The organism is Rhizobiales bacterium NRL2, from assembly GCA_001664005.1.
Lineage (GTDB): Bacteria > Pseudomonadota > Alphaproteobacteria > Minwuiales > Minwuiaceae > Minwuia.
Genome location: CP016093.1, coordinates 1,321,358 through 1,343,622, shown reverse-complemented (window position 1 = coordinate 1,343,622; position 22,265 = coordinate 1,321,358). Strand labels below are relative to the sequence as shown.

General features: G+C 68.0%; 22 protein-coding genes. 17 read left to right on the top strand and 5 right to left on the bottom strand.

The window, feature by feature from the left end; translation table 11 throughout:
• Nucleotides 1–58 precede the first annotated feature (58 nt).
• Nucleotides 59–868 (bottom strand): hypothetical protein, encoded by an 810-nt coding sequence (locus TEF_06165; protein ID ANK80425.1) that lies wholly within the window; start codon nt 866–868, stop codon nt 59–61.
• A 31-nt stretch (nt 869–899) separates the two neighbouring features.
• Here TEF_06165 and TEF_06160 point away from each other — a divergent pair, with 31 nt between their 5' ends.
• Nucleotides 900–2,045, top strand: a complete 1,146-nt coding sequence (locus TEF_06160; GenBank protein ANK80424.1) for a hypothetical protein — start codon at nt 900–902, stop codon at nt 2,043–2,045.
• 128 nt (nt 2,046–2,173) lie between these two features.
• On the opposite strand, the gene TEF_06155 is transcribed toward TEF_06160, so the two are convergent.
• A complete protein-coding gene (locus TEF_06155; protein ID ANK80423.1) occupies nt 2,174–3,424 on the bottom strand; it encodes a hypothetical protein in 1,251 nt (416 codons plus the stop codon).
• Between the two features lie 84 nt (nt 3,425–3,508).
• Between TEF_06155 and TEF_06150 the strand changes: the two genes are divergently transcribed.
• Together TEF_06150 and TEF_06145 are read left to right on the top strand one after the other, a co-directional pair.
• Complete coding sequence (locus TEF_06150) at nt 3,509–5,317, top strand: terpene utilization protein AtuA (GenBank protein ANK80422.1); 1,809 nt, start codon at nt 3,509–3,511, stop codon at nt 5,315–5,317.
• Nucleotides 5,318–5,373: 56 nt separating this feature from the next.
• Nucleotides 5,374–6,444 carry a hypothetical protein gene (locus tag TEF_06145; protein ANK80421.1) on the top strand — a complete coding sequence of 357 codons (1,071 nt, stop codon included), beginning with the start codon at nt 5,374–5,376 and terminating at the stop codon, nt 6,442–6,444.
• Between the two features lie 13 nt (nt 6,445–6,457).
• Here TEF_06145 and TEF_06140 read toward each other — a convergent pair whose 3' ends face one another.
• Nucleotides 6,458–7,060 carry a lysine transporter LysE gene (locus TEF_06140; GenBank protein ID ANK80420.1) on the bottom strand — a complete coding sequence of 201 codons (603 nt, stop codon included), beginning with the start codon at nt 7,058–7,060 and terminating at the stop codon, nt 6,458–6,460.
• A 43-nt stretch (nt 7,061–7,103) separates the two neighbouring features.
• Complete coding sequence (locus tag TEF_06135; GenBank protein ID ANK80419.1) at nt 7,104–8,318, bottom strand: hypothetical protein; 1,215 nt, start codon at nt 8,316–8,318, stop codon at nt 7,104–7,106.
• Between the two features lie 138 nt (nt 8,319–8,456).
• On the opposite strand from TEF_06135, the gene TEF_06130 reads away from it, so the two are divergent.
• Together TEF_06130 and TEF_06125 are read left to right on the top strand one after the other, a co-directional pair.
• A complete protein-coding gene (locus TEF_06130; GenBank protein ID ANK83309.1) occupies nt 8,457–9,020 on the top strand; it encodes an iron transporter in 564 nt (187 codons plus the stop codon).
• 87 nt (nt 9,021–9,107) lie between these two features.
• Complete coding sequence (locus TEF_06125; GenBank protein ANK80418.1) at nt 9,108–10,004, top strand: hypothetical protein; 897 nt, start codon at nt 9,108–9,110, stop codon at nt 10,002–10,004.
• Here the strand turns inward: TEF_06125 and TEF_06120 are convergent.
• Entirely contained in the window at nt 10,001–11,017 is a 1,017-nt protein-coding gene (locus TEF_06120; protein ID ANK80417.1) for a hypothetical protein, read from the bottom strand. The genes TEF_06125 and TEF_06120 overlap by 4 nt on opposite strands.
• A gap of 95 nt (nt 11,018–11,112) precedes the next feature.
• On the opposite strand from TEF_06120, the gene TEF_06115 reads away from it, so the two are divergent.
• From TEF_06115 to TEF_06060, 12 genes are all read left to right on the top strand, one after another.
• Nucleotides 11,113–11,628, top strand: a complete 516-nt coding sequence (locus TEF_06115) for a hypothetical protein (protein ID ANK80416.1) — start codon at nt 11,113–11,115, stop codon at nt 11,626–11,628.
• A gap of 4 nt (nt 11,629–11,632) precedes the next feature.
• On the top strand, nt 11,633–12,316 hold the full coding sequence (locus TEF_06110) for a tRNA N6-adenosine(37)-N6-threonylcarbamoyltransferase complex dimerization subunit TsaB (protein ID ANK80415.1): 684 nt from the start codon (nt 11,633–11,635) through the stop codon (nt 12,314–12,316).
• A 485-nt stretch (nt 12,317–12,801) separates the two neighbouring features.
• A complete protein-coding gene (locus tag TEF_06105; GenBank protein ID ANK83308.1) occupies nt 12,802–13,236 on the top strand; it encodes a transcriptional repressor in 435 nt (144 codons plus the stop codon).
• Between the two features lie 3 nt (nt 13,237–13,239).
• On the top strand, nt 13,240–14,037 hold the full coding sequence (locus TEF_06100) for a hypothetical protein (GenBank protein ID ANK80414.1): 798 nt from the start codon (nt 13,240–13,242) through the stop codon (nt 14,035–14,037).
• Between the two features lie 107 nt (nt 14,038–14,144).
• A complete protein-coding gene (locus TEF_06095) occupies nt 14,145–15,503 on the top strand; it encodes a tRNA (N6-isopentenyl adenosine(37)-C2)-methylthiotransferase MiaB (protein ANK80413.1) in 1,359 nt (452 codons plus the stop codon).
• Between the two features lie 64 nt (nt 15,504–15,567).
• Entirely contained in the window at nt 15,568–16,518 is a 951-nt protein-coding gene (locus tag TEF_06090; protein ID ANK80412.1) for a phosphate starvation-inducible protein PhoH, read from the top strand.
• 2 nt (nt 16,519–16,520) lie between these two features.
• Nucleotides 16,521–17,033, top strand: coding sequence for an rRNA maturation RNase YbeY (locus tag TEF_06085; GenBank protein ID ANK80411.1), 513 nt, complete (start codon nt 16,521–16,523; stop codon nt 17,031–17,033).
• The gene (locus tag TEF_06080; GenBank protein ANK80410.1) at nt 17,030–17,977 is read left to right on the top strand and encodes a hypothetical protein; all 948 of its coding nucleotides are present in this window, start codon (nt 17,030–17,032) and stop codon (nt 17,975–17,977) included. Before TEF_06085 ends, TEF_06080 begins: the two co-directional genes overlap by 4 nt.
• Nucleotides 17,974–19,566 carry an apolipoprotein N-acyltransferase gene (locus tag TEF_06075; protein ANK80409.1) on the top strand — a complete coding sequence of 531 codons (1,593 nt, stop codon included), beginning with the start codon at nt 17,974–17,976 and terminating at the stop codon, nt 19,564–19,566. The genes TEF_06080 and TEF_06075 overlap by 4 nt, the downstream gene beginning before the upstream one ends.
• A gap of 242 nt (nt 19,567–19,808) precedes the next feature.
• Complete coding sequence (locus TEF_06070) at nt 19,809–20,228, top strand: XRE family transcriptional regulator (GenBank protein ID ANK80408.1); 420 nt, start codon at nt 19,809–19,811, stop codon at nt 20,226–20,228.
• Between the two features lie 125 nt (nt 20,229–20,353).
• On the top strand, nt 20,354–21,523 hold the full coding sequence (locus TEF_06065) for a methionine adenosyltransferase (GenBank protein ID ANK80407.1): 1,170 nt from the start codon (nt 20,354–20,356) through the stop codon (nt 21,521–21,523).
• Between the two features lies 1 nt (nt 21,524).
• Entirely contained in the window at nt 21,525–22,187 is a 663-nt protein-coding gene (locus tag TEF_06060; GenBank protein ANK80406.1) for a tRNA (guanosine(46)-N7)-methyltransferase TrmB, read from the top strand.
• Nucleotides 22,188–22,265 lie beyond the last annotated feature (78 nt).

Here is a 22,265-nt window from a genome sequence, read left to right as displayed (position 1 = left end):
CTTCAGCACCGCCGGGCCGGGTCCCGCGATCAGGTCGCGGGACGCCGCAAAAGTGGCGTCACTCCGCCGGCACGTCGATGGTGAAGCTGGTCCAGAAGCTCTCCCAGTCGATGTCGGGGCGGCCCTCGGCGGGGATCATGTGCACCGCCGCCGCCAGCCAACGGCCCGGCCGGTCGATCGAAATCCTCGCCACACCGGCCGGGCCGGAGCGGACCGCGCCGATGCGGCCCTGGCTCGATTTTGTGAAGGTGGTGACGAGCACGCTCTCGATCGGCTGGCCCTCATAGAGCACGCGGACATCGACCGAATCGCCCGGGCGCCAGCGAAAGGGGTTCGACAGCGGCACCATTTCGAAGCGCAGGTTCGACGGCGCCAGCGCCCAGCGGCCAGCGTCGACATTGTCGCCCGACAGCACCCAGGTTTTCGGGTAGCGCGTGTAGAACTCGCGTCCCGGCGTGTCCATCAGGTCGTTGGCCTGCCGGTGCTCCAGGGCGATATCCAGTCCCTCGTCGCGGAGATACTTATTGAAGGTCTCCGGGTCGATGACGATCGAATTGCCCTTGTTCTGATAGGCGACGGTGTAAAGGCCGGGACGGCTGGGGCGGACCACGCCGGCCGGATCCCTGGCGAAGCCGCGGGCGGCGTCGGTCAGCGTGCCGCCCGGTCCGTAGATGTCGAACCGTTCCGTCGTGTCCGGGATAAATGGCAGGGTGTTGCCGACGAAGTTCTGGCCCACGGCGATGGTGATCTCCACGGCCTCGTCGGTGCCGGCGCGGCTCTTGTCGGGCAGCAGCCAGAACTCGTGCGCCGTAGCTCCGCCGGCGGCCAACAGGGCGATGGCGCCAAGGGCGGCGACGCGGTAAGCCATGGTCCGTCCAGCACGATTCAGGGAGCGGCCGATGCGCCGGGCTTTCGTCATCTCGATCCTCGCATTGCTCGCGGCGGCGCCGCTCTGCCTGTGGGGCACGGCCGCTGACGCACACGAGATCAAGCCCTCCGTCGTGGAGGTCGTCCTCGGCGCCGACGGCCGTTTCCAGATAGACATGGAAATGAACGCCGAGGCAATGCTGGCGGAGATCGGCCCCGGTTATGACGACACCAACGACAGCCCGAATGCCGCGGCCTATGACCGCTACCGCGCCATGAGCGACGCCGAGCTGGCCGAGGCCTTCCGGGCCGACGCGGCGCGGGTGATGGACGACTTCGCGCTGCGCTTCGACGGGCGGGCGGTGACGCCGGAACTGGTGGCAGTGCAACCGCAGCCGGCGGAAGACATCTCGGTGACACGTGTCACCCGCATCGCCGCCGAAGGGCCGATCCCGCCCGGCTCGGAGCGTTTCACCTGGTCCTACCCGGAAGCCTACGGCCCCATCGCGCTGAAGATGAAACGCGAAGGCGACAGCGAATTCCGCACCTGGTGGCTGTCCGAGGGGACGGCGGAACAGAGCCTGCCGCTGGAAGGGCTCGCGCCGCAGAGAACAGCCATCGAGGTGGTGGCCGACTATCTCTGGGTGGGCTTCATCCACATCGTGCCCAGGGGCCTCGACCACATCCTGTTCGTGCTGGGGCTGTTTCTTCTCTCCCAGCGCATGCGCCCCCTTCTGGTGCAGGTGACGACCTTCACCGTGGCCCATTCCATCACCCTGGCGCTGTCGCTCTACGGCGTTGTCCAGCTGCCGCCGTCAATCGTCGAGCCGCTGATCGCGCTCTCCATCGCCTTCGTCGCCATAGAGAACATCTTCACCCGCAATCTGACGCCATGGCGGCCCTTCGTCGTCTTCGGCTTCGGCCTGCTGCACGGGCTCGGCTTCGCGGGCGTGCTGACCGACCTCGGCCTGGCGCGCGGCGAGTTCCTGGAGGCGCTGATCGGCTTCAACATCGGCGTCGAATTCGGCCAGCTCACCGTGATCCTGGTGGCCTGGCTGGCCATCGGCATCTGGGGCATGCCGGAGCGGATCTACCGCCGCGCCGTGGTGATACCCGCCTCCTCGGCGATCGCGCTCACCGGGCTCTACTGGACCGTCGAACGCATCGGCGTCTTCTGAACTACGACGAACGGACGATCCCCCACCCTGCCCTCGCCCTTGACCAAGGGGGAGGGTGGTCCCGCGTCAGCTGACGCGAGAGGAGGATCGACGGCGACCGAGCCCGTACGCCATCTTCAAACCGGGACCTATTCCCCGTCTTCGCCGCTGGGCCCGCGGGCGCCGGGACGGACGGTCTGGGTATCGCCACTGGGCCGGACCGAGCGGTCGGGTTCGCCGCCGCCGGACGAGCGCGTGTCCTCGATGCGGATAGGCACTTCGGGCGCTCCGAAGGGCAAGGTCTCAACGTAGAGCGACGACGACGGGAAGGCGAAGGAGGTGCCGGCCTCCTCGACGATCCGCTTCACTTCGTAGAGCAGTTCCTCCTTCACCCGCATCCATTCGGCCCAGACAGTCGTCTTGGTGAAGGCGTAGAACATGATGTCGATGGAGGAGTTGTTGAAACTGTCGGCGTGGATCAGCGTGGAGACGCGGTTGGGATCGGTCTCGAAGTCCTCATTGTTGTGGACGTAGGCCGAAATCCCTTCGACCACCTGGCGGAGCTGGTCGTGGGTGGTGCGGTATTCCAGCCCGATCACCCAGTAGATGCGGCGGTTGGTCATCATCGAGAAATTGACCACCGCGTCGTCGGAAAGCTTCGTGTTCGGCAGGGTGACCAGCGACTTGTCGAAGCGGCGGATCTTGGTGGTGCGGAAGCCGATCTTCTCCACCACGCCTTCCACGTCGCCGGCGCGGATCCAGTGCCCCTCGACGAAGATCTTGTCGAGGAAGATCACCACACCGCCGAACAGGTTGGCGATCAGGTTCTGGGCGCCGAAGGCGACCGCCATGCCGATCAGGCCGAGACCGCCCAGCACGGCGGCGACGTCGAAGTCCCATTCCTCCAGGATCGCGGCGGCGCCGATGACGGCGACGATCACCCGGAAGATGCGGACGGCGAATTTCTTCAGTGCAGCGCCGATTTCCTGGCCGCGCATGGCGTTGGAGGCGTGGTCGAGCAGGAACGACAGCGGCTCCGCCATCCGGTAGATGGTCCAGAAGATGGTGAAGGCGATCAGTGAGCGGACGATCTTCGTGGCGTATTCGTCCACCTCCGGAGGCAGCGGCGCGACCCGGGCCGCGAAGAACAGCCCGGCGACAAGGAACACGAACCGCAGCGGGCCCCGCGCCGCCTCCAGCATCTGGTCGTCGATCGTGGTCTCGGTCCGTTGGGTGAGACGCCCCAGCCCTGCGACCACGACCGCGGTGAACAGCCCGCGCAGGACGACGAAAAGAAGGAAGACGGCGATGGCCAGCAGTGCGCGGTCGGTCTCCACGCCGAAGACGCCGCGCTGCCAGACGAGTTCGATCTCTTCCCAGAAGGCTTGCAACTCGCTCATGGCGGCGCAGGATAGGTAGAGGCGGCGGTCAGGGCAATTTTCTGCTACTGCGGCACAAAGTCAGTTCATTCTGGGGAGGATGACATGAGCGAGAAGATCATCCGCATCGGCGGCGCATCCGGCTTCTGGGGCGATTCGGGGGTCGGCGCGCCGCAGCTCGTACGCCGCGCCGAGATCGACTATCTGGTCTTCGACTACCTGGCCGAGATCACCATGTCGATCATGGCCCGCATGCGCGCCAAGGATCCGAACGCCGGCTATGCGGTCGACTTCGTCTCCGTCGCCATGAAGCAGGTCATTCGCGACATCGCCGAAAAGGGCATCAAGGTCGTCTCCAATGCCGGCGGCGTGAATCCGAAGGCCTGCGCGGAGGCGCTGCGCCAGGTCGCCGAGGAGGCCGGAGTCAGCCTGAAGATCGCCTGGGTCGAGGGCGACGACCTGATGGACCGCGAAGAGGCCCTGCGGAAGGCGGGGGTGACGGAAATGTTCTCCGGCGCGCCGTTCCCCGAGAAATGCTGGTCGATGAACGCCTATCTGGGCGCGGTGCCGATCGCGAAGGCGCTGGACGAGGGTGCGGACGTCGTCATTACCGGACGCGCGGTCGATTCGGCGGTGACCCTCGGGCCGCTGATGCACGAATTCGGCTGGTCGCCGGACAACCACGACCTGATGGCCGCGGGCAGCCTGTGCGGCCACATCCTGGAATGTGGCGCCCAGGCGACGGGCGGCCTCTACACCGACTATCACCGCGTCCCCGACTGGGACGACATCGGCTATCCGATCGCCGAATGCCGCGCCGACGGCAGCTTCGTGCTGACCAAGCCCGAAGGCACCGGCGGACTGGTCGAGGCCGGGACGATCAAGGAGCAGCTGCTCTACGAGATCGGCGATCCCCGCGCCTACATGCTGCCCGACGTGGTCTGCGACTTCACCACCGTCGAGGTCGAGGAGGTCGGCGAGAACCGCGTGCTGGTGAAGGGGGCGAAGGGCCGACCGCCGACCGACAGCTACAAGGTCTCCGCCACCTGGCAGGACGGTTACCGCGCCGTGGCCATGATGACCATCGGCGGCTGGGAGGCCGTGGCGAAGTGCGAGAAGACCGCCGAAGCCATCCTGAAGCGCACGCGGCGGATGCTGGCGGAGCGCAATCTGGGCGACTACACCGAAACGCATCTGGAGATACTCGGCGGCGAGGCCATGTACGGCCCGCATTCCCGCGCCCGGGCCGCACGCGAGGCGATCATGAAGCTCGCCGTCAAGCATCCTGACATGAAGGCGCTGTCGATCTTCACCAAGGAAATTGCGGCCGCCGGCACGTCGTTCAGCCAGGGCACCACCGGATTCGGCGCCGGCCGGCCCAAGGCGCAGCCGGTCATCCGCCTGTTCTCATTCCTGGCGAAGAAGTCGGACGTGCCCGTTTCCGTCGTGGTCGATGGCAAGCGGTTCGATGTCGACGTGCCCGCCGCCGGAGGCTTCGATCCCGCCACGATCAGCGATGTCGAGGCGGCTCCCGCCGAGGCCCCGGCCGGCGAAACGGTCACGGTGCCGCTGCTGGCGGTCGCCCACGGCCGCTCCGGCGACAAGGGCGCACACTCCAACATCGGCGTCGTCGCGCGCCGGCCGGAATATCTGCCCGTGCTGCGCCACGCCCTGACGGCGGAGGCGGTCGGCGCCTACATGGCGCATGTCTTCGACGACCAGGTGAAGGTGGACCGCTTCGACCTGCCCGGCATCGGGGCGATGAACTTCATGCTCTACGGCAGCCTGGGCGGGGGCGGCGTCGCCAGCCTGCGCAACGACCCGCAGGGCAAGGCCTACGCCCAGATGCTGATGGACATGGAGATCGAGGTTCCCAGGTCGTGGGGCGTCGACGCGGGCCGGGCCGCCGCCTGATATAGACGACAAGCCCCGGATAGCCGCGGCGGGGAGAAAGGACGACATTGCCGGTCATGATCGAGGAGCGAACCATGACCGAACAGAACTTCTGGACCGCCGTCGAGACGCGCGACGCGACCTTCGACGGCCATTTCGTGCTGGGCGTGAAGACCACGGGCATCTACTGCCGGCCGAGTTGTCCGGCACGCACGCCGAAGCGCGAGAACGTGACGTTCTTCGACGTGCCGGCGGCCGCCGAGCAGGCCGGCTTCCGCCCCTGCAAGCGCTGCCATCCCCAGCGCCAGCACCTGGCCGACCCGATGATGGCCGCCATCGAGGATGCCGCGCGCGGCATCGAGCGGAGCCTGACGGAGGCCGCAGCCGTGCCCTCGCTCTCGGCGCTGGCCGAGCGGGCGGGCTTCAACGCCCATCACTTCCAGAAGGCGTTCAAGAAGGCCGTGGGCGTGAGCCCGCGCCAGTACGCCGAGGCCCGGCGGGTGGCGTTGCTGAAAACAGGGCTGCGCGCGGAGAACGGCGTCGCCGACGCCATCTACGGCGCGGGCTACGGTTCGCCCAGCCGGGTCTACGAGAACGCGGACCGGACGCTCGGCATGGCGCCCGGCGTCTACGCCCGGGGCGCGCCGGGCGTGCGCATGGCCTACGGCTTCGCGGGGAGCCGGCTGGGCCTGGTCCTGGCGGCGGCGACAGAAAAGGGCGTCTCGGCGGTCTATCTGGGCGACGATCCGGCCCGGCTTGCCGGCGAACTGCGCGAGGAGTATCCGAATGCGGAACTGGCCGAGGACGGCGCGGCGCTGTCGGAATCGCTGGCGGCGCTGACAGCCTATCTCGACAGCGACGGCCCGCACCCGGCCCTGCCGCTCGACGTCCGGGCGACAGCCTTCCAGTGGCGGGTCTGGCAGGCGCTGATGGACATCCCCTACGGCGAGACACGCACCTATGCGGAGATCGCCGAGGCAATCGGCAAGCCGAAGGCGGTCCGGGCCGTGGGCTCGGCCTGCGGGCGCAACCCCGTCTCGCTGGCCATACCCTGCCATCGCGCCGTCGGCTCCGACGGCAAGCTGCACGGCTACCGCTGGGGGCTGGAGCGCAAGCAGGCGTTGCTGGAGATGGAAAGGCGCGACTGAGCCGCGGCCGGCCTCACGCCCCGGCGATGCCGCCTGCCAGCAGCGTCATCGCCACGACCGCCATCATGGCGACGGCCATCAGATAGTTGATGCGCCGCTGGGTGCACGCCGGCAGGTCGAGACGCTTGATGGTGATGCCCAGCCACAGCCAGCCGAAATGCACCGGCACCCAGATCAGGTTCATGATCAGGAACTTCATGGCGATCTCGGTCGCGGGATCGGTGAAGCCCATCGGGAAACCGGCGAACAGCGTCGTGTTGACGGCATAGGCCTTCGGATTGACGAACTGCAGGAAGACCGCGTCCGCCGCGCCGGGCTGCTTGAGCGCGCGGTTGAAGGCGATGGAGGCGCCGGCGAAGGCGATGCGCAGCGCCAGATAGGTCAGGAAGGCGACCGAAACGAACAGCAGCGCCGTCCTCAGGTACGGCACCGTCGACACCGCCGCCCATAGTCCGCTGACCACGGCGATGGCGACCAGATTGGTGCCGACGAACAGCCCCGCGATGTAGCGCGCGCCGGCGCGCAGGCCGAACCCGGCGCCGACGCCGGCGACCGAGAGGACGCCGGGGCCGGGCGTGATGATCAGGAAGGCGACGGCGAGGGCGAACTGGATCATCCGGATTCTGGGTCCTGCGGCTGCGGGCGGGGCGGGGTGGCGGTCAGGCCGGCGCGAATATCTCGGCCGGTTCCGATATGCCGGCCAGCCGCTGCGGTCCGAGCGAGCGGAGGGCGCGCCCGTCGCCGTGCAGACGGGCGAATTCGGCAGTCATCAGCACCGGCCGGGCGAGCCGCTTGGTCAGGGCCTCGACGCGGCTGACTTCATTGACGGCGCGGCCGATCACCGTGAAGTCTAGGCGGTCCGCCGCGCCGATATTGCCGAAGATCACGTCGCCCGCATGCAGGCCGACGCCGGCAACCAGCGGCGGCTGGCCCTCGGCCTCGCGCCGACGGCTGAGCGCGGCCAGATTGGCGATGCCCTCCTCCGCGGAGACCAGCGCCGACTGGCAGGCCAGCCGGGCGGTGCGGTCGTCCATGGGAAAGATGGCGAGCATGCCGTCGCCGAGGAATTTCAGCACCTCTCCGCCGCAGGCGCGGATCGGTTCGATCATGCAGTCGAAGTAATCGTCCAGCAGTTCGATCATCTGCTCACCGCCCAGCTGGTCGGAGAGGCGCGTGAAGCCGCGCAGGTCGCAGAAATAGATGGCGGCGCGCAGCGCCTCGCCCTCGGCGCGGTGGATGGTGCCGGCCAGCACCCGCCGCGCCGCCGCCTCGCCCAGATAGGTCGTGAGCAGCGTGTTGGTGGCGAAGTAGCTGTTCATCAACTCCAGGCGGAGAGCGATCAGCGGCAGCAGATCCTTGAACCGCCCGATCTCGGCGTCGGCAAAGCCGGAGGACCGGCGGGTCGCGAAGGACAGCACGTTGACCTCGCCGGTCGAATGCCTGAGCGGCAGGGCGATATAGTCGGTCATGCCGGCCGCCCGCGCTTCCTTCCAGATATCGAAGGCCAGCAGATCCTCGTCCACATCCAGACGCTGCCGCACCTCCTCGGCGCCCTGGTGAATCAGATAGACAGGACTCTGGTAGTAGAAATTCGTGCTGACGACGCCGTGCTCGCGGCCCTTGACCTCGCTGCCGGTTTCCGGCGTCCAGATCAGGTTCCGCGAGACGAACTGCGGATGAAGGGACAGCAGCCCGCAGAATCCGCGGGCCAGCTCCATGCCCTCCTCCGTCAGCCGCTCGCAGAGCTCGGCGAAGAAATCCAGCTCGGCATTGGGCCGGTGCAGGACCGTCATCAGCCAGAGCGCCATCGGGTCCGAGCGCCAGCCGCCGCCGGCGATCACGGCGGCCTTGGTTTCCCGATCAGTCTGTGGCATATGCCCCGCCAGTTTCGAAACTCCACCCTCTCGAGGCCTCGTCGGCGACGGGCCAGTATTGACCGGCGCGTCCGAGCGCGCCAGATAGGCTGCCTGAGACCCGAGAGCAAGGGTCCACTGGGCATGACGGAGGAACGGATGTTCATCCAGACAGAACCGACACCGAACCCGCAGACGCTGAAGTTCATTCCCGGCGTCACGGTCATGAACGAGGGCGTCGCCGACTTCCGCGGCCCCGAGGACGCGGCCGTCTCTCCGCTCGCCCGCCGGCTGTTCGAGGTCGACGGCGTGGAAGGTGTCTATCTCGGCCACGACTTCGTGTCGGTCAGCAAGCACGAGAATGTCGAGTGGCATCACATCAAGCCCTCGATCCTCGGCGCCATCATGGAGCACTTCAGCGCCGGCCTTCCGGTGATCGAGGACGGCGCCAGCATCGGGACCGCCAGCGCTCACGCGGACGCCGGCGACGGCGACCCGGAGATCGTCAAGCAGATCGTCGAACTGCTGGACAGCCGCGTGCGGCCCGCCGTGGCCCAGGACGGGGGCGACATCGTGTTCCATGGCTTCGATGACGGCGTCGTGTACCTTGCGATGCAAGGTGCTTGTCAGGGCTGCCCCAGCTCGGTAATGACCCTGAAGCATGGTATCGAGAATCTTCTGCGCCACTACGTGCCGGAAGTGCAAGAGGTCCGCGCGGTCTAGCCTCCGCGCCGAACCGTAAGAACAACAACGACGCAAGGGTCGCGGGGCGTGCGCGGCTGGGCGATTCGGAAATCGGGGTATTTGACCATGGGGCTGTATGGACGCCATGCGGCGGCCGCGCTTTTGGCGTTGCCGCTGCTGCTGCAGGGTGCCCACGCGACTGAGGCCAGGCTGAAGGGCGCGGCTCCGCCGACGCCGCACTCGGCCATTCTCTGGGAGCAGGGCAGGCTGAGCTACGACCTTGACGCAGTCCGGCGCGGCGCGGCTCTGCCGCCGCCGGTCTTCGCCACGGCCCTTCCCGAGGATATCGGCGAGATCACCGACACGGCCCAGAAGAAGCGCACCTTCATCCGGCTGGTGCTGCCGCTGGTGATGGAGGCCAACGCCCGCATCCTGGCCAATCGCCATCGGCTGCTGGAGATCGCGCGTCAGGGCGTGCTGACGCGGGAAGACCGTCTCTGGATCCAGGAACTGGCCTGGGACTACGGCATGGACGGCACGCCGCGCGACCTCGTGCGGCCGCTGCTGCTGCGCGTCGATATCATCCCGCCCTCGCTGGCCATCGCCCAGTCGATCACGGAAAGTGGCTGGGGCACCTCACGCTTCGCCCAGGACGGACGGGCGCTCTACGGCCAGCGGACCTGGTCGCGCGGCGACGGCATCGTTCCCGAGCGCCGCCGCAGCGGCGAGAATTTCGAGGTCAAGGCGTTCCGCAGCCTGCTGGAATCGGTCAACGCCTACATGCGGAACCTGAACACGCATCCGGCCTATGCCGAACTGCGACGCGCGCGCGCGGAAATGCGCCGCGAGGGCCGGCTGATCGACGGCTACCGGCTCGCCGGCCATCTGACCCGCTACGCCGAAACCGGCCAGGTCTATGTAGACGACCTGCGTCTGATCATGCGGGTGAACGATCTGCGCGACTTCGACCGCCGCATCGTTCCTGTCATGGCCGACAGGGTCGCCCGCAACTTCCGGGATTAGTCGCGCCCACCCTTCACCACGAACTGACGCCCGTACCAGTAGAAGCGCCCCTCCCCCGCCGGCGCCGTGCAGTTGAAGCGCGAACGCCCGGGCTGCGCGGGGACCGGAAACTCGAAGCTGATCCGCTGTCCCTCGATTGCGAGCGGCAGCGGGCCCGGCGCCGAGGAATGGAAGCAGGCCACGGCTTCGGGCGCCACACCGCCCTGCAGGGTGAACGCGATCAAGGGCGTTGCGCCGGCCGGAAGCAGGGTGTCCGCCGGCTCGGGGTCGGCGACCGGCAGCGGCAGGCTCGCGGCCGCGGTTCGGAACCGCTCCATCTCGCCAAAGCGTTCGTTCAGGGCGAAGCGCGGCAGGGCCATGATCGGCCGCCCCGGGCCTACCGGCCCGGAATGCTGACCGAAGGCCGCGCTGTACCCGGCCTGCCGCGCCACGTCGATCAGCGCCCGACTGTATTCGCCATAGGGATAGGCAAGGATCTCCGGCGTGAACCCCAGTTCCTTCCGGAACCGCCGGTTGGCGCGCTCGAAGTCGGCCGCCGCCGCCTCCGGCGTCATGTCCGCCATGTGGCCGTGAGCTGCCGAATGGGCGGCGATCTCCATGCCCTCATCGCGCAGCCGGCGCACTTCGTCCCAGTTCAACAGCCGCTTGCCGCCGCCGTCGACCTGGTCGGTGGCGACGAACAGCGTGAAAGGCCAGCCCCGCGCCTTCAGCCGCGGCCAGGCCTCCGTCATCACGCTGCGATAGGCGTCGTCGGCCGTCAGCGCCACCGTCCGCTCGGGCATGGATTCGCCGGTCCGCAGCGCCTGCACGACGCGCGAGAGCGGCCAGACCGTGTAGTTTTCCGCCGCCAGGTAATCCAGATGCGCCTCGAACTGCTCCAGACGGATATTGGTCGCCGGCAGACCCGTCTGGCCGAAATGGTGATACATGAACACGACGGCATGGTCGGCGGCGCGCGCGCCGGACGCGACGAGCCCCGCGAGCAGCAGTGCGGCGAAGCGGAAGCGCGGCATCGTTCAGGGTTCCTCAACCGGCTGTTCAGAATTGGTCGTCAATCTAGTATGGAGCACCTCGCTCCGCCACCTCGGCCCCGGCATGGAGACGCCCAGTGACATCCATACTCAGCGACGCCGGCATGGACCTGATCTTCCGCCACGCGGGAACGCATGGCGCATGGCTGGACAAGCCGGTCGCGGACGTGAGCCTGCACGCCCTCTACGATCTTGTACGCCAGGGCCCGACCGATCCGGCCGGCGCGACTGCGCGGCTGCGATTCCTGAAATCGCCGGAAGCCAAGGCCCGCCTCGCCCCTGCCCTGCCGGTGGCGGAGCGCGAGCCGGCCATGTCCGCACCCGTCATCGTTGTCGTGGCCCATGACAGCGCCGGCGCGGAGGACACCGGCAACGCGGCCATGCAGAGCGCCTACGTGATGATCGCCGCGCGCGCGCTGGGTCTCGACTGCGGACCGATCAGCGGCTTCGACGCCGCGCTGGTGGACGCGGCGTTCTTTCCCGGCGGCGGCGCGCGGTCGTGCTTCGTCTGCGCCATTGGCCACGGCGATCCCTCGGCGCTGCAGCCGCCCGGCGACCGCCCCGCGTTCGCCGAGGCCTGCGAAATCCTCTGACGCCTTGCGTATCCTGGCCTTCGATACCGCCTGCGGCGCGCTCTCGGCCGCCCTCTGGGCGGAGGACAGCGTGCGGTTCGCGGTCTTCCAGCGGCGGCGGCGCGGCCATGCCGAAGCGCTGATGCCCCTGCTGGAGCGGGTGCTCGACGCCGCCGGAACCACGCCCGCGCAACTGGATGCCGTCGCGGTCACGCTGGGCCCCGGCACGTTCACCGGACTGCGCATCGGACTGGCCGCGGCGCGCGGCTTCCGGGTCGCGCTCGGCATTCCCGTCATCGGACTCTCAACCCTGGAAGCGCTGGCCGCGGGCGCGGCGCGGCGCTGGCCCGACCGGCCGGTGCTGGCCGCGATCGACGCCCGCCGGGATCAGGTCTACGTCCAGTATTTCCGCCGCGCCGGCGGACCCTTCGCCGAAGCCTGGACCGCCCCGGCCGCAATGCCGGCGGCGGCGGCCGCGGCCATGCTGTCGCCAGGCACGGCGCTGGCCGGCAGCGGCGCAGCTCTCGTCGCCGCCCATTGCGGCGCGGCGCAGCCGGGCGTGTTGGCCGCCGACATGGAGCCGGATGCCCGCGACATCGCGCGGATCGCCGCCTCCCGGGGACCTGTATGGCGCGGTGCGCCGCCGCCGGCGCCGATCTATCTGAGACAGGCCGATGCGACGCCCGCCCGGCCCCGTCCGGACCGATGACCATCGCCATCGGGATCACGCGCGATCCGGCGCTGCTGGCGGCGCTGCACGCGGCCTGCTTCGCCGATGCCTGGAACGAGAAGGCCTTCGCCGGGATTCTCGCCATGCCGGGCACGCTCGGTTGGACAGCGGCGCTTGATGGCGCCCCCGCCGGCTTCGCGGTTGTCCGCCAGGCCGCCGACGAGGCCGAGATCATCAGCGTGGGCGTCGTGCCGGAGATGCGCGGCCGGGGCATGGCGGGCCAGCTGATTCGGCGCGCGGCCCGCGGACTGGAGAACTGCGCGACGCTCTTTCTGGAAGTATCGGAGCACAACCGGGCCGCGAGACGGCTCTATCGCGGCCTCGGCTTCAACGAGGTTGGCCGCAGACCAAAATACTACGACAATGGCGCCGACGCCCTGGTTCTGGCGCGGCGGCTGCCGTTCGGTTGCGAGGCGGATGCGCCATCGCTATACAGCGCGGGCCTGAACGAGAGAGATTGCACCATGCCCTCGAACGACCAGCCTTCCCGCCTGGAGCAGAAGTGCATCGACATCGGCATGCGGATGACCGAGCAGCGCCGCATCATCGCGCGTGTTCTCTCCGAATCCGAAGACCATCCGGATGTCGAGCAGGTCTATCAGCGCGCCAGCGAAGTCGACGAGAACATCTCCATCGCCACCGTCTACCGCACGGTGCGGATGTTCGAGGAAGCCAACATCCTGGAACGCCACGACTTCGGCGACGGCCGCGCCCGCTACGAGGAGGCGCCGGTCGAGCATCACGACCACCTGATCGACGTGAACTCCGGCGAGGTGATCGAGTTCCGCAACGAACAGATCGAGGAACTCCAGCGTGTCGTCGCCGAACAGCTCGGCTACCGGCTCGTCGGCCACCGCCTGGAGCTCTATGGCACGCGGGCCGACCGCAAGAACGACTGAAGCATGGCTGTCATCAGGATCGCGTTCGTCATCCTGGCGATTCTTCTCATGACGCTGGTGGTGCTGCTTCCCCATCTCGTCGGGCTCGCGCTTTCGGCACTCGGCCTGTCGCTGGGCGCGCGCATCGCCAAGTGGATACCGGTCTTCTGGCACCAGTTCACACGGCGGCTGCTGCGCATCCGCATCCGGGTCGTCGGCCGGCCGCTGATCGGAGAGCCGGCGCTGTTCGTCTCCAACCATGTCTCATGGGTCGACATCGTGGTGATGGGCGCGGTCCTGCCGGCCTCCTTCGTCGCCAAGCGGGAGGTGGGCACCTGGCCGGTGATCAAGTATCTCGCGAACCTGCAACGCACGGTCTACGTCTCCCGCGACCGCAAGACCGCTGCGAAGGAGCGCGAGGACATGACCGAAAGGCTGGGGAAGGGCGACAGCCTGATCCTGTTTCCCGAAGGCACGTCCTCGGACGGCCTGCGCATCGGCGAATTCCGCGCCGCATTCTTCTCGCTGGCCGAGCTGAAAGCCGAAGGCCATGCCCTCAAGGTGCAGCCGTTTTCCATCACCTATACCCGGGTCGACGGCTTCCCCGTCACCCGCCGCTCCATGGACAAGGCCGCCTGGTACGGCGACATGGATCTGGCGCCGCATCTGAAGGACTTCCTGCTGGGCGGTCCCTACGAGGCGACGCTGAAGTTCTTCGAACCGGTCACCATCGAGCAGTTCGGCAACCGCAAGGCCCTGGCGCAGCACTGCCGCCGGCTGATCGTCGAGGGCAATTCGGAGGCCCTGTCCGCCCGCGCCTGAAGCCCGGCCGGTCTTGACTTCGATTGCGTGGCGGCTAGGTTGCGAAGAGCGCGTAAGAATGGGGTTCCCGGCGCATGGTTCGCCGGCCCCGCAAGACACGGTCCTGAGTGACGAAGAATCTCTTTATCAAGACCTATGGCTGTCAGATGAACGTCTACGATTCCGATCGTATGGCCGACATCCTGAAGCCGCTCGGCTATCGCACGGTCGATGCGCCCGCCGACGCCGACATGGTCATCCTCAACACCTGCCACATCCGCGAGAAGGCCGCCGAGAAGGTCTTTTCCGAACTGGGCCGCCTCCGTCAGATGCGCGAACAGCGCCGCGAGGCCGGCGCCGACATGGTCATCGGCGTGGCCGGCTGCGTCGCCCAGGCGGAAGGCGAGGAGATCGTCCGCCGCGCGCCCTATGTCGACATCGTGTTCGGACCGCAGAGCTATCACCGTCTGCCGGAGATGGTCGCGCGCGCGTCACGCGCCGCCGGAAAGACGGTGCTGGAAACCGACTTCGACGTGGTCGAGAAGTTCGACGCCCTGCCGGCGCCGTCGGCCGACGCCGGGCCGGCCGCCTTCCTGACGGTGCAGGAGGGCTGCGACAAGTTCTGCACCTTCTGCGTCGTGCCCTATACCCGCGGGGCCGAATATTCGCGGCCCGCCGGCGATATCCTGGCCGAAGCGCGCGGCATGGCCGCCAACGGCGTGGTCGAGATCACCCTGCTGGGCCAGAACGTCAACGCCTATCACGGCGAGGGTCCGGACGGCCGCGACTGGACGCTGGGCCGGCTGATCCGCGAACTGGCCGAGGTGCCGGGACTGGCGCGGCTGCGCTACACAACCTCGCACCCGCTGGAAATGACCGGCGACCTGATCGCCGCTCATGGCGAGGTGCCGCAGCTCATGCCCTATCTGCACCTGCCGGTGCAGGCCGGCGCCGACCGCGTTCTGACGGCGATGAACCGCCGTCATGATCGTGACACCTATTTCCGTATCATAGATCGTCTGCGGGACACGCGGCCCGACCTCGCGCTTTCCGGAGACTTCATCGTCGGCTTCCCCGGCGAAACGGACGAGGACTTCGAACAGACCATGGATCTTGTGCGCCGCGTGGGCTACGCGCAGGCCTACTCCTTCAAGTACAGCCCGCGTCCGGGCACGCCTGCGGCCGCGGCCGCGGCCCAGGTGCCGGAAGCCGCGAAGGCCGAGCGCCTGCAGCGCCTGCAGGAGCTGCTCAACGCCCAGCAGCTCGCCTTCAACCAGGCCACCGCCGGCCGCACCCTGGATGTGCTGCTGGAGCGCACGGGACGGCGCGACGGCCAGCTCGTCGGGCGCAGCCCCTACATGCAGGCCGTCCATGTCGACGCCCCCGGCCACCGGCTGGGCCGCATCGCGCCTGTGATCATCGAGGCCGGCAAGGCGAACTCGCTCTCCGGGCGGCTGGCCGCGAATCCGGCGCGGGACGCCGCCTGATGCAGTGCGGACGGATGATACATTGGTAGCGCGGCCCGGAGAGGATCGCGATCAGAGCGGCCTGATGGTCGACTTCGAGGACAATACGCTGCTGTCCGCCCTGTTCGGCGATCACGACCAGAATCTCGTGCGCCTGGAAGATCAGCTCGGCGTCTCGCTCACCACGCGCGGCAACCGCGTGCTCATCGGCGGCGATCCGCAGCTTTGCGAACGCGCCCGCGGCATCCTGCAGGGACTCTATCAACGCCTGGAGATGGGCCGGCCGGTCGGCCGCCGCGAGGTCGACGACGCCATCCGCCTGGGCGACGACTCGGAAGCGGCCAGCCACCTGGTGATCCAGACCCGCAAGCGACCGATCCAGCCGCGCTCGCCCAACCAGATCCACTACGCCCGCAATCTTCTGGAAAACGAGCTGGTCTTCGGCATCGGTCCCGCCGGCACCGGCAAGACCTATCTGGCCGTCGCGGCGGCGGTGAACCTGATGCTGGCGCGCCGGGTCGACCGCATCGTGCTCTCGCGCCCCGCCGTCGAGGCCGGCGAGCGGCTCGGCTTCCTGCCCGGCGACATGCGCGAGAAGGTCGACCCCTATCTCCGGCCGCTCTACGACGCGCTCTACGACATGCTGCCGGCGGAGCAGGTCGCCAAGAAGCTGGAAACCGGCGAGATCGAGATCGCGCCGCTGGCGTTCATGCGCGGCCGCACGCTGGCCAACGCCTTCGTCATCCTCGACGAGGCGCAGAACACGACGCCGGTGCAGATGAAGATGCTGCTCACCCGTCTGGGCGAGAACTCGCGCATGGCGATCACCGGCGACCTCAGTCAGGTGGATCTGCCGCGGGGCACGAAATCGGGGCTGCGCGAGGCGATCGAGGTGCTCGCCGACATCGACGAGATAGCCTTCACCACCTTCGACGACCGCGACGTGGTGCGCCACCCTCTGGTCACGAAGATCGTCCGCGCCTACGCCCGCCAGCCCGAGCTGTTCGAAGGCGGCAGGGAAGACAAGGGCAACTGACCATGGGCGTGGCGCCGGCCGCGAACCACGACGCGGCACTCGCAACAGACATCGTTACCGACAGCGGCGACTGGCCTGACGTCGCCGGCCTGATCGGGCGCGCCGCCGCCGCAGCCTGGGCCGCCGCCGGCGATGGCGGCCGGGCGGAGGTCGCCGTCGCGCTGATGGACGACGCGGCCATCGGCCGTCTCAACGCGGAGTTCCGCGGCAGGGACGGCCCCACCAACGTGCTGTCCTTCCCCGCCGAGGACGACCTCGTGGCGGGCCATGACGGCATGCTCGGCGATATCGCCCTGGCGCTGGAGACGGCTCGGCGCGAAGCGGGACTTGAGGAAAAGACTTTCGAGGACCACCTGTGTCATCTCGTGGTTCACGGCATGCTCCATCTCCTGGGGCATGATCACCAGACGCCCGGCGAAGCGGAGTTGATGGAGGATATGGAGCGGCGCATCCTGTCCTCTCTCGGCATCGCCGACCCCTATGCCGGGCAGCAACTTGACGGACAGGAGCAATGAGCGATTCCGCATCGAGTAGCGTCCCCGCGGAAGGCGGGGATGAACAGCAAGAAGAGGGCGGCTCCGGTCTCGGCGGCTGGTTCGGCGACATCTGGAGGGGCCTGGGCCGCGGCCGCAACGGCGACAATGGCTGGCGCGAGAGCCTCGAGGAGATCCTCGAGGAACACGATACCGACGAGCACGACGGACTGAGCCTGGAGGAGCGCCGGCTTCTCACCAACATCATCGCGCTGGACGGCAAGCGCGTGGAGGACGCCATGGTTCCCCGCGCCGACATCGTGGCGCTGGACATTTCCCTGCCCGTCGAGGAAGTCGTGGACCGCTACATGGAGGCGCCGCACAGCCGGCTGCCGGTCTACCGCGACAATCTGGACGACATCGCGGGCATCCTGCACATCAAGGATCTGGTGAAGTTCTGGGGCCATACCGGCCAGGTCGACCTGCAGTCCATCCTGCGCGAGCCGGTGGTCGTGCCCCCTTCGAAACCGGTCATAGACCTGCTGGTCGAGATGCGGGCCAACCGCCGTCATCTGGCCATCGTGGTGGACGAATATGGCGGCGTGGACGGTCTGGTCACCATCGAGGATCTGATCGAGGAAGTCGTCGGCGACATCCGCGACGAACACGACAGCGAGGCGGATCCCCTGTTCATCGAGCAGCCCGACGGCAGCATCGACGTCGACGCCCGCTTCGAGCTGGAGGAGTTCGAATCCCGCGTCGGCTGCGACCTGCTGGCCGACAAGGAGGACGAGGAGATCGACACGCTGGGCGGCTTCGTCTTCGTCGCCCTGGGCCGCGTGCCGAAGCGCGGCGAAGTCATCCGCCATGACTGCGGCCTGGAATTCGAGGTCGTCGACGCCGATCCCCGCCGCATCCACAGGCTGAAGGTGCACCGGACCGCCCGGGCCCCGGAAACGGCCGGCAGCGACCCGCCGCAGGCGTGAACCAGGCGGCGCAGGCGGGGCGGCGGACGCTCTCCACGCCCCTGCGTCTGGCGGCGGCGTTCCTGCTGGGCGCGCTCGCCACGCTGGTCTTCTCGCCCTTCGACCTGCCTCTGGCCGGCTTCGTGGCCTTCACCGGGCTCGCGGTGCTGCTCGACCGGCTCGGGCGGATGGCGGGCGCCTTCTGGACCGCGTGGTTCTTCGGTTGGGGCCATTTCATCGCCGGCTTGTACTGGACCGCATCCGCCTTCCTGGTTGAGGCGGACAAGTTCGCCTGGATGATACCGGGCCCCCTGCTGGGCCTGCCCGCCTTTCTCGCCCTGTTCCCGGCAGTCGCCGTGACCGCCGCCTGGCGGCTGACCGCGCCGGGTCCGCTGCGCGTGGCGGCGCTGGCGGCGTCATGGACGCTGCTGGAATTCGCGCGCGGCCATGTCCTGACCGGCTTCCCCTGGAACCTGACGGGCTATGCCTTCGGCTTCCACCCGGCGGCGATGCAGCCCGCCGCCTGGATCGGCGTCTATGGGCTGAGCTTTCTCGCGGTGCTCGCCTTCGCCGCGCCGGCGCTCCTTGTTCTGCCCCGCCGCCGGACATGGGCGGCGCTGGCTCTGATCCTTCCGGCTGTACTGGCCGCCGGCGCCGGCGCGCTGCGTCTCGATGCGCCGGGCGCGCGCGCCGAGCCCGTTCAGTTGCGCATCGTCCAGGCCAATATCCCGCAGCGCGAGAAATGGCGGCCCGACCTGATCCGCACGAACTTCGAGAAGCTTGTCGAGATGAGCATGCGGCCGGCCGCGGAGGGAACGCCGGACCTGGTGATCTGGCCGGAGACGGCGGCGACGTTCCTGCTCTCGCGCGCCGAGCAGCCCCGCCGCACGCTGGGGGCCATCGCCGCCGCACTGGACGATGGCCGGGGCGGACTGGTGATCACCGGGGCGCCGCGCGTCGAGGTCCGGGACGGGCGGGAACTGCCGCACAACTCGGCTCTGGCCATCGACCCGGCGGCGCGCATCGTCGCCGTCTACGACAAGACCCACCTGGTGCCGTTCGGCGAGTACCTGCCGTTGCGCGGACTGCTGCAGTTCCTGGGTCTGGAGAAACTGGCCCGGGGACGGGGCGACTTCATCCCCGGCCCGAAGGACCAGCGCTTCGATCCGCCGGGCCTTCCCCCCGCATCGGTGCTGATCTGCTACGAGGCGATATTTCCCGCTCTCAGCAACCGCGGTGCGCGTCCGGAATGGCTGCTCAACCTCACCAATGACGGCTGGTTCGGCGAACTCACCGGTCCCGATCAGCATTTCACCATGGCACGCTTCCGCGCCGTCGAGCAGGGCCTGCCCCTCGTCCGCGCCGCCGGCACCGGGATTTCGGCGGTCGTGGACGCCCGCGGGCGAATTGTCGCATCGCTGCCGCTCAACAGCGCCGGCGTGATCGACGCGCGGCTGCCTGCGCCGGCCGCCAAGACATTCTATGCAAAAACCGGTAATGCACTTGTCTTCGGAACGACCCTGGCAGTTCTTTTATTGGTAGCCGCGAGGGCTTTACTTTCGCGGCGAAATGAAGACCTACCTTCCGGTAGCGCTTCGACGACGCATTAGGTAAAATATTCGTGATTTTGCGAGGCATTGGCAGCAAGAAATTGAGAATGCGAAACAAATATACCAGAACATCGATTGCTTGAAGACCTTGGCCAAGCGTTAATCAGCTTCTTTAGAGGCGTGGTTTTCGCTTGACCCGACGGCACGGCTTCTACATAGAAGCGAAAGGGAGAAGGGGTCCGACATTTTGAGAGCGCCGGGCGAAACCAAGCCGGGCGACGACACGAAGGGGAAACGACAGATTGGCTGAGAATCCGCATCCCGTGGACATCTACGTGGGCAGCCGCGTGCGGCTTTGCCGGACCCTGAAAGGCCTGAGTCAGCAGAAACTCGCCCAGGCGCTGGGCCTCACCTTCCAGCAGGTCCAGAAATACGAACGCGGCGCCAACCGCATCGGCGCCAGCCGGCTGTTCGAACTCAGCCGCATTCTGGACGTCCCGCCATCGTTCTTCTTCGACGGCGCACCGGGCGGCGACGGCGAGCCGTCGGCGGCTCCCGGTCTCTCCGAGGGCGACCAGACCCCCTTCGATTCCGAGCGGCTCTTCCGCCGGGAGATCCTCGAGTTCGTGCGCGCCTACGACAAGATCTCGGACCCGGCCGTGCGCAAGAGGCTGTTCGAACTGGTCAAGGCCATCGGCGGACAGTACTCCGGCAAGGACTGAAGGCGGCAGCCCGGCCGCCGGCGATACGCGCGCGGTCGCGCTTGACCGCGCCGTTTCCGCTTGCCAGAAACAGCGATCGAAATCGAAGGGCATCACGCCCCGCAGACGACAATGGAGGGGCCCCGGTGCCGCGGCAGAATTATCTTTTCACGTCCGAGTCCGTTTCAGAAGGTCATCCCGACAAGGTCTGCGACCGCATCTCGGATGCGATCGTCGACCTGTTCCTGAAGCACGAACCGGACGCGCGCGTCGCCTGCGAGACGCTGACCACGACCAATCTGATCGTGCTCGCCGGGGAGACCCGCGGGCCGGCGTCGATCACCGAGGACATGATCGAGGAGACGGCACGGCGGGCGGTGCGCGACATCGGCTACGAGCAGGACGGCTTTCACTGGCGCGACGCCAAGGTGCAGATCTACCTGCACGAGCAGTCGATGGACATCGCCCAGGGCGTGGATTCGGCCGGCAACAAGGATCTCGGCGCCGGCGACCAGGGCATCATGTTCGGCTATGCCTGCCGCGAGACCGACTCGCTGATGCCGGCGCCGATCTACTTCTCGCACCGCATCCTGCAATCCATGGCGAAGGCCCGACATGACGGCAGCCAGCCCGCTTTCGGCCCCGATTCCAAGAGCCAGGTGACGCTTCGCTATGTCGGCGGCAAGCCGGTGGGCGCGACCTCGGTCGTGGTTTCGACCCAGCACGCCGACGGCCTGAGCCAGGAGGAGGTGCGCGAGATGGTGCGCCCCTTCGTCACCGCCGCCCTGCCCGACGGCTGGATGTGCCCGGAGGACGAATTCTACGTCAACCCGACGGGCAAGTTCGTGATCGGCGGACCCGACGGCGACGCCGGCCTGACCGGGCGCAAGATCATCGTCGACACCTATGGCGGCGCGGCGCCCCATGGCGGCGGCGCCTTCTCGGGCAAGGATCCGACCAAGGTCGACCGCTCGGCCGCCTATGCCGCGCGCTACCTGGCCAAGAACGTCGTCGGCGCCGAACTCGCGGAGCGCTGCACGATCCAGCTGTCCTACGCCATCGGCGTCTCCAAGCCGCTGTCGGTCTATGTCGATCTGCACGGCACCGGTCAGGTTGACGAGGAGAAGCTGGAAGGCGCGCTGCGCCAGGTCATGGACCTCAGTCCGCGGGGCATCCGCCAGCACCTGGACCTGATGCGGCCGATCTACGAGCGCACCGCTGCCTACGGCCATTTCGGCCGCGAGCCGGGCGCCGACAACAGCTTCACCTGGGAGAAGCTGGATCTGGTCGGCGCGCTGAAAGACGCCTGCGCCTGAGTTGGGCCGCGCGGACGGACCGCCCTACCGGTTCTACGGCCGGCGACGCGGCAAGCGGCTCAGTCCGCGCCAGGAACGGCTGATCGACGACCTGCTGCCCCGGCTTGCGCCCGATCCGGCGCGCCTGCCAGCCGGGCCGGTGTGGCTGGAAATCGGCAGCGGCGGCGGCGAGCATCTGACGGCCCAGGCCGCGGACCACCCCGAGGCCACGCTGATCGGCTGCGAACCCTTCCTGGAAGGCGTGGCCAAGACGCTCGGCATGATCGAGGACGAGGGGCTGGGAAACGTCCTGCTGCTGGACGACGACGTCAGGCCCCTGCTCGACGGCCTGCCGGACTCGTCGGTCGACCGCTGTTTCATCCTGTTCCCCGATCCCTGGCCGAAGCTGCGTCATCACAAGCGGCGCATCGTCTCGCGGGAGAACCTGGACAGCCTGGCGCGGGTTCTGAAGCCAAGCGCCGATCTGCGCATCGCCACCGACCACATGGACTACGCCCGCTGGATCCTGCGCCATCTGCTGGCCCATCCCGACTTCGACTGGCCCGCCGAGCGCCCCGACGACTGGCGGCTGCCGCCGGCCGGCCACCGGCGGACGCGCTACGAGGCCAAGGCGCTGGAGAAGGGCGACCGGCCACTGTATTTCCGCTTCACGAGAAACACTTGAAGATGTGGCGGAAATCCTTATTATCCGCCCTACACCAGTAAACGCTGCTTGGAGCGTCGGATCGGGTGGGCCGCGGGC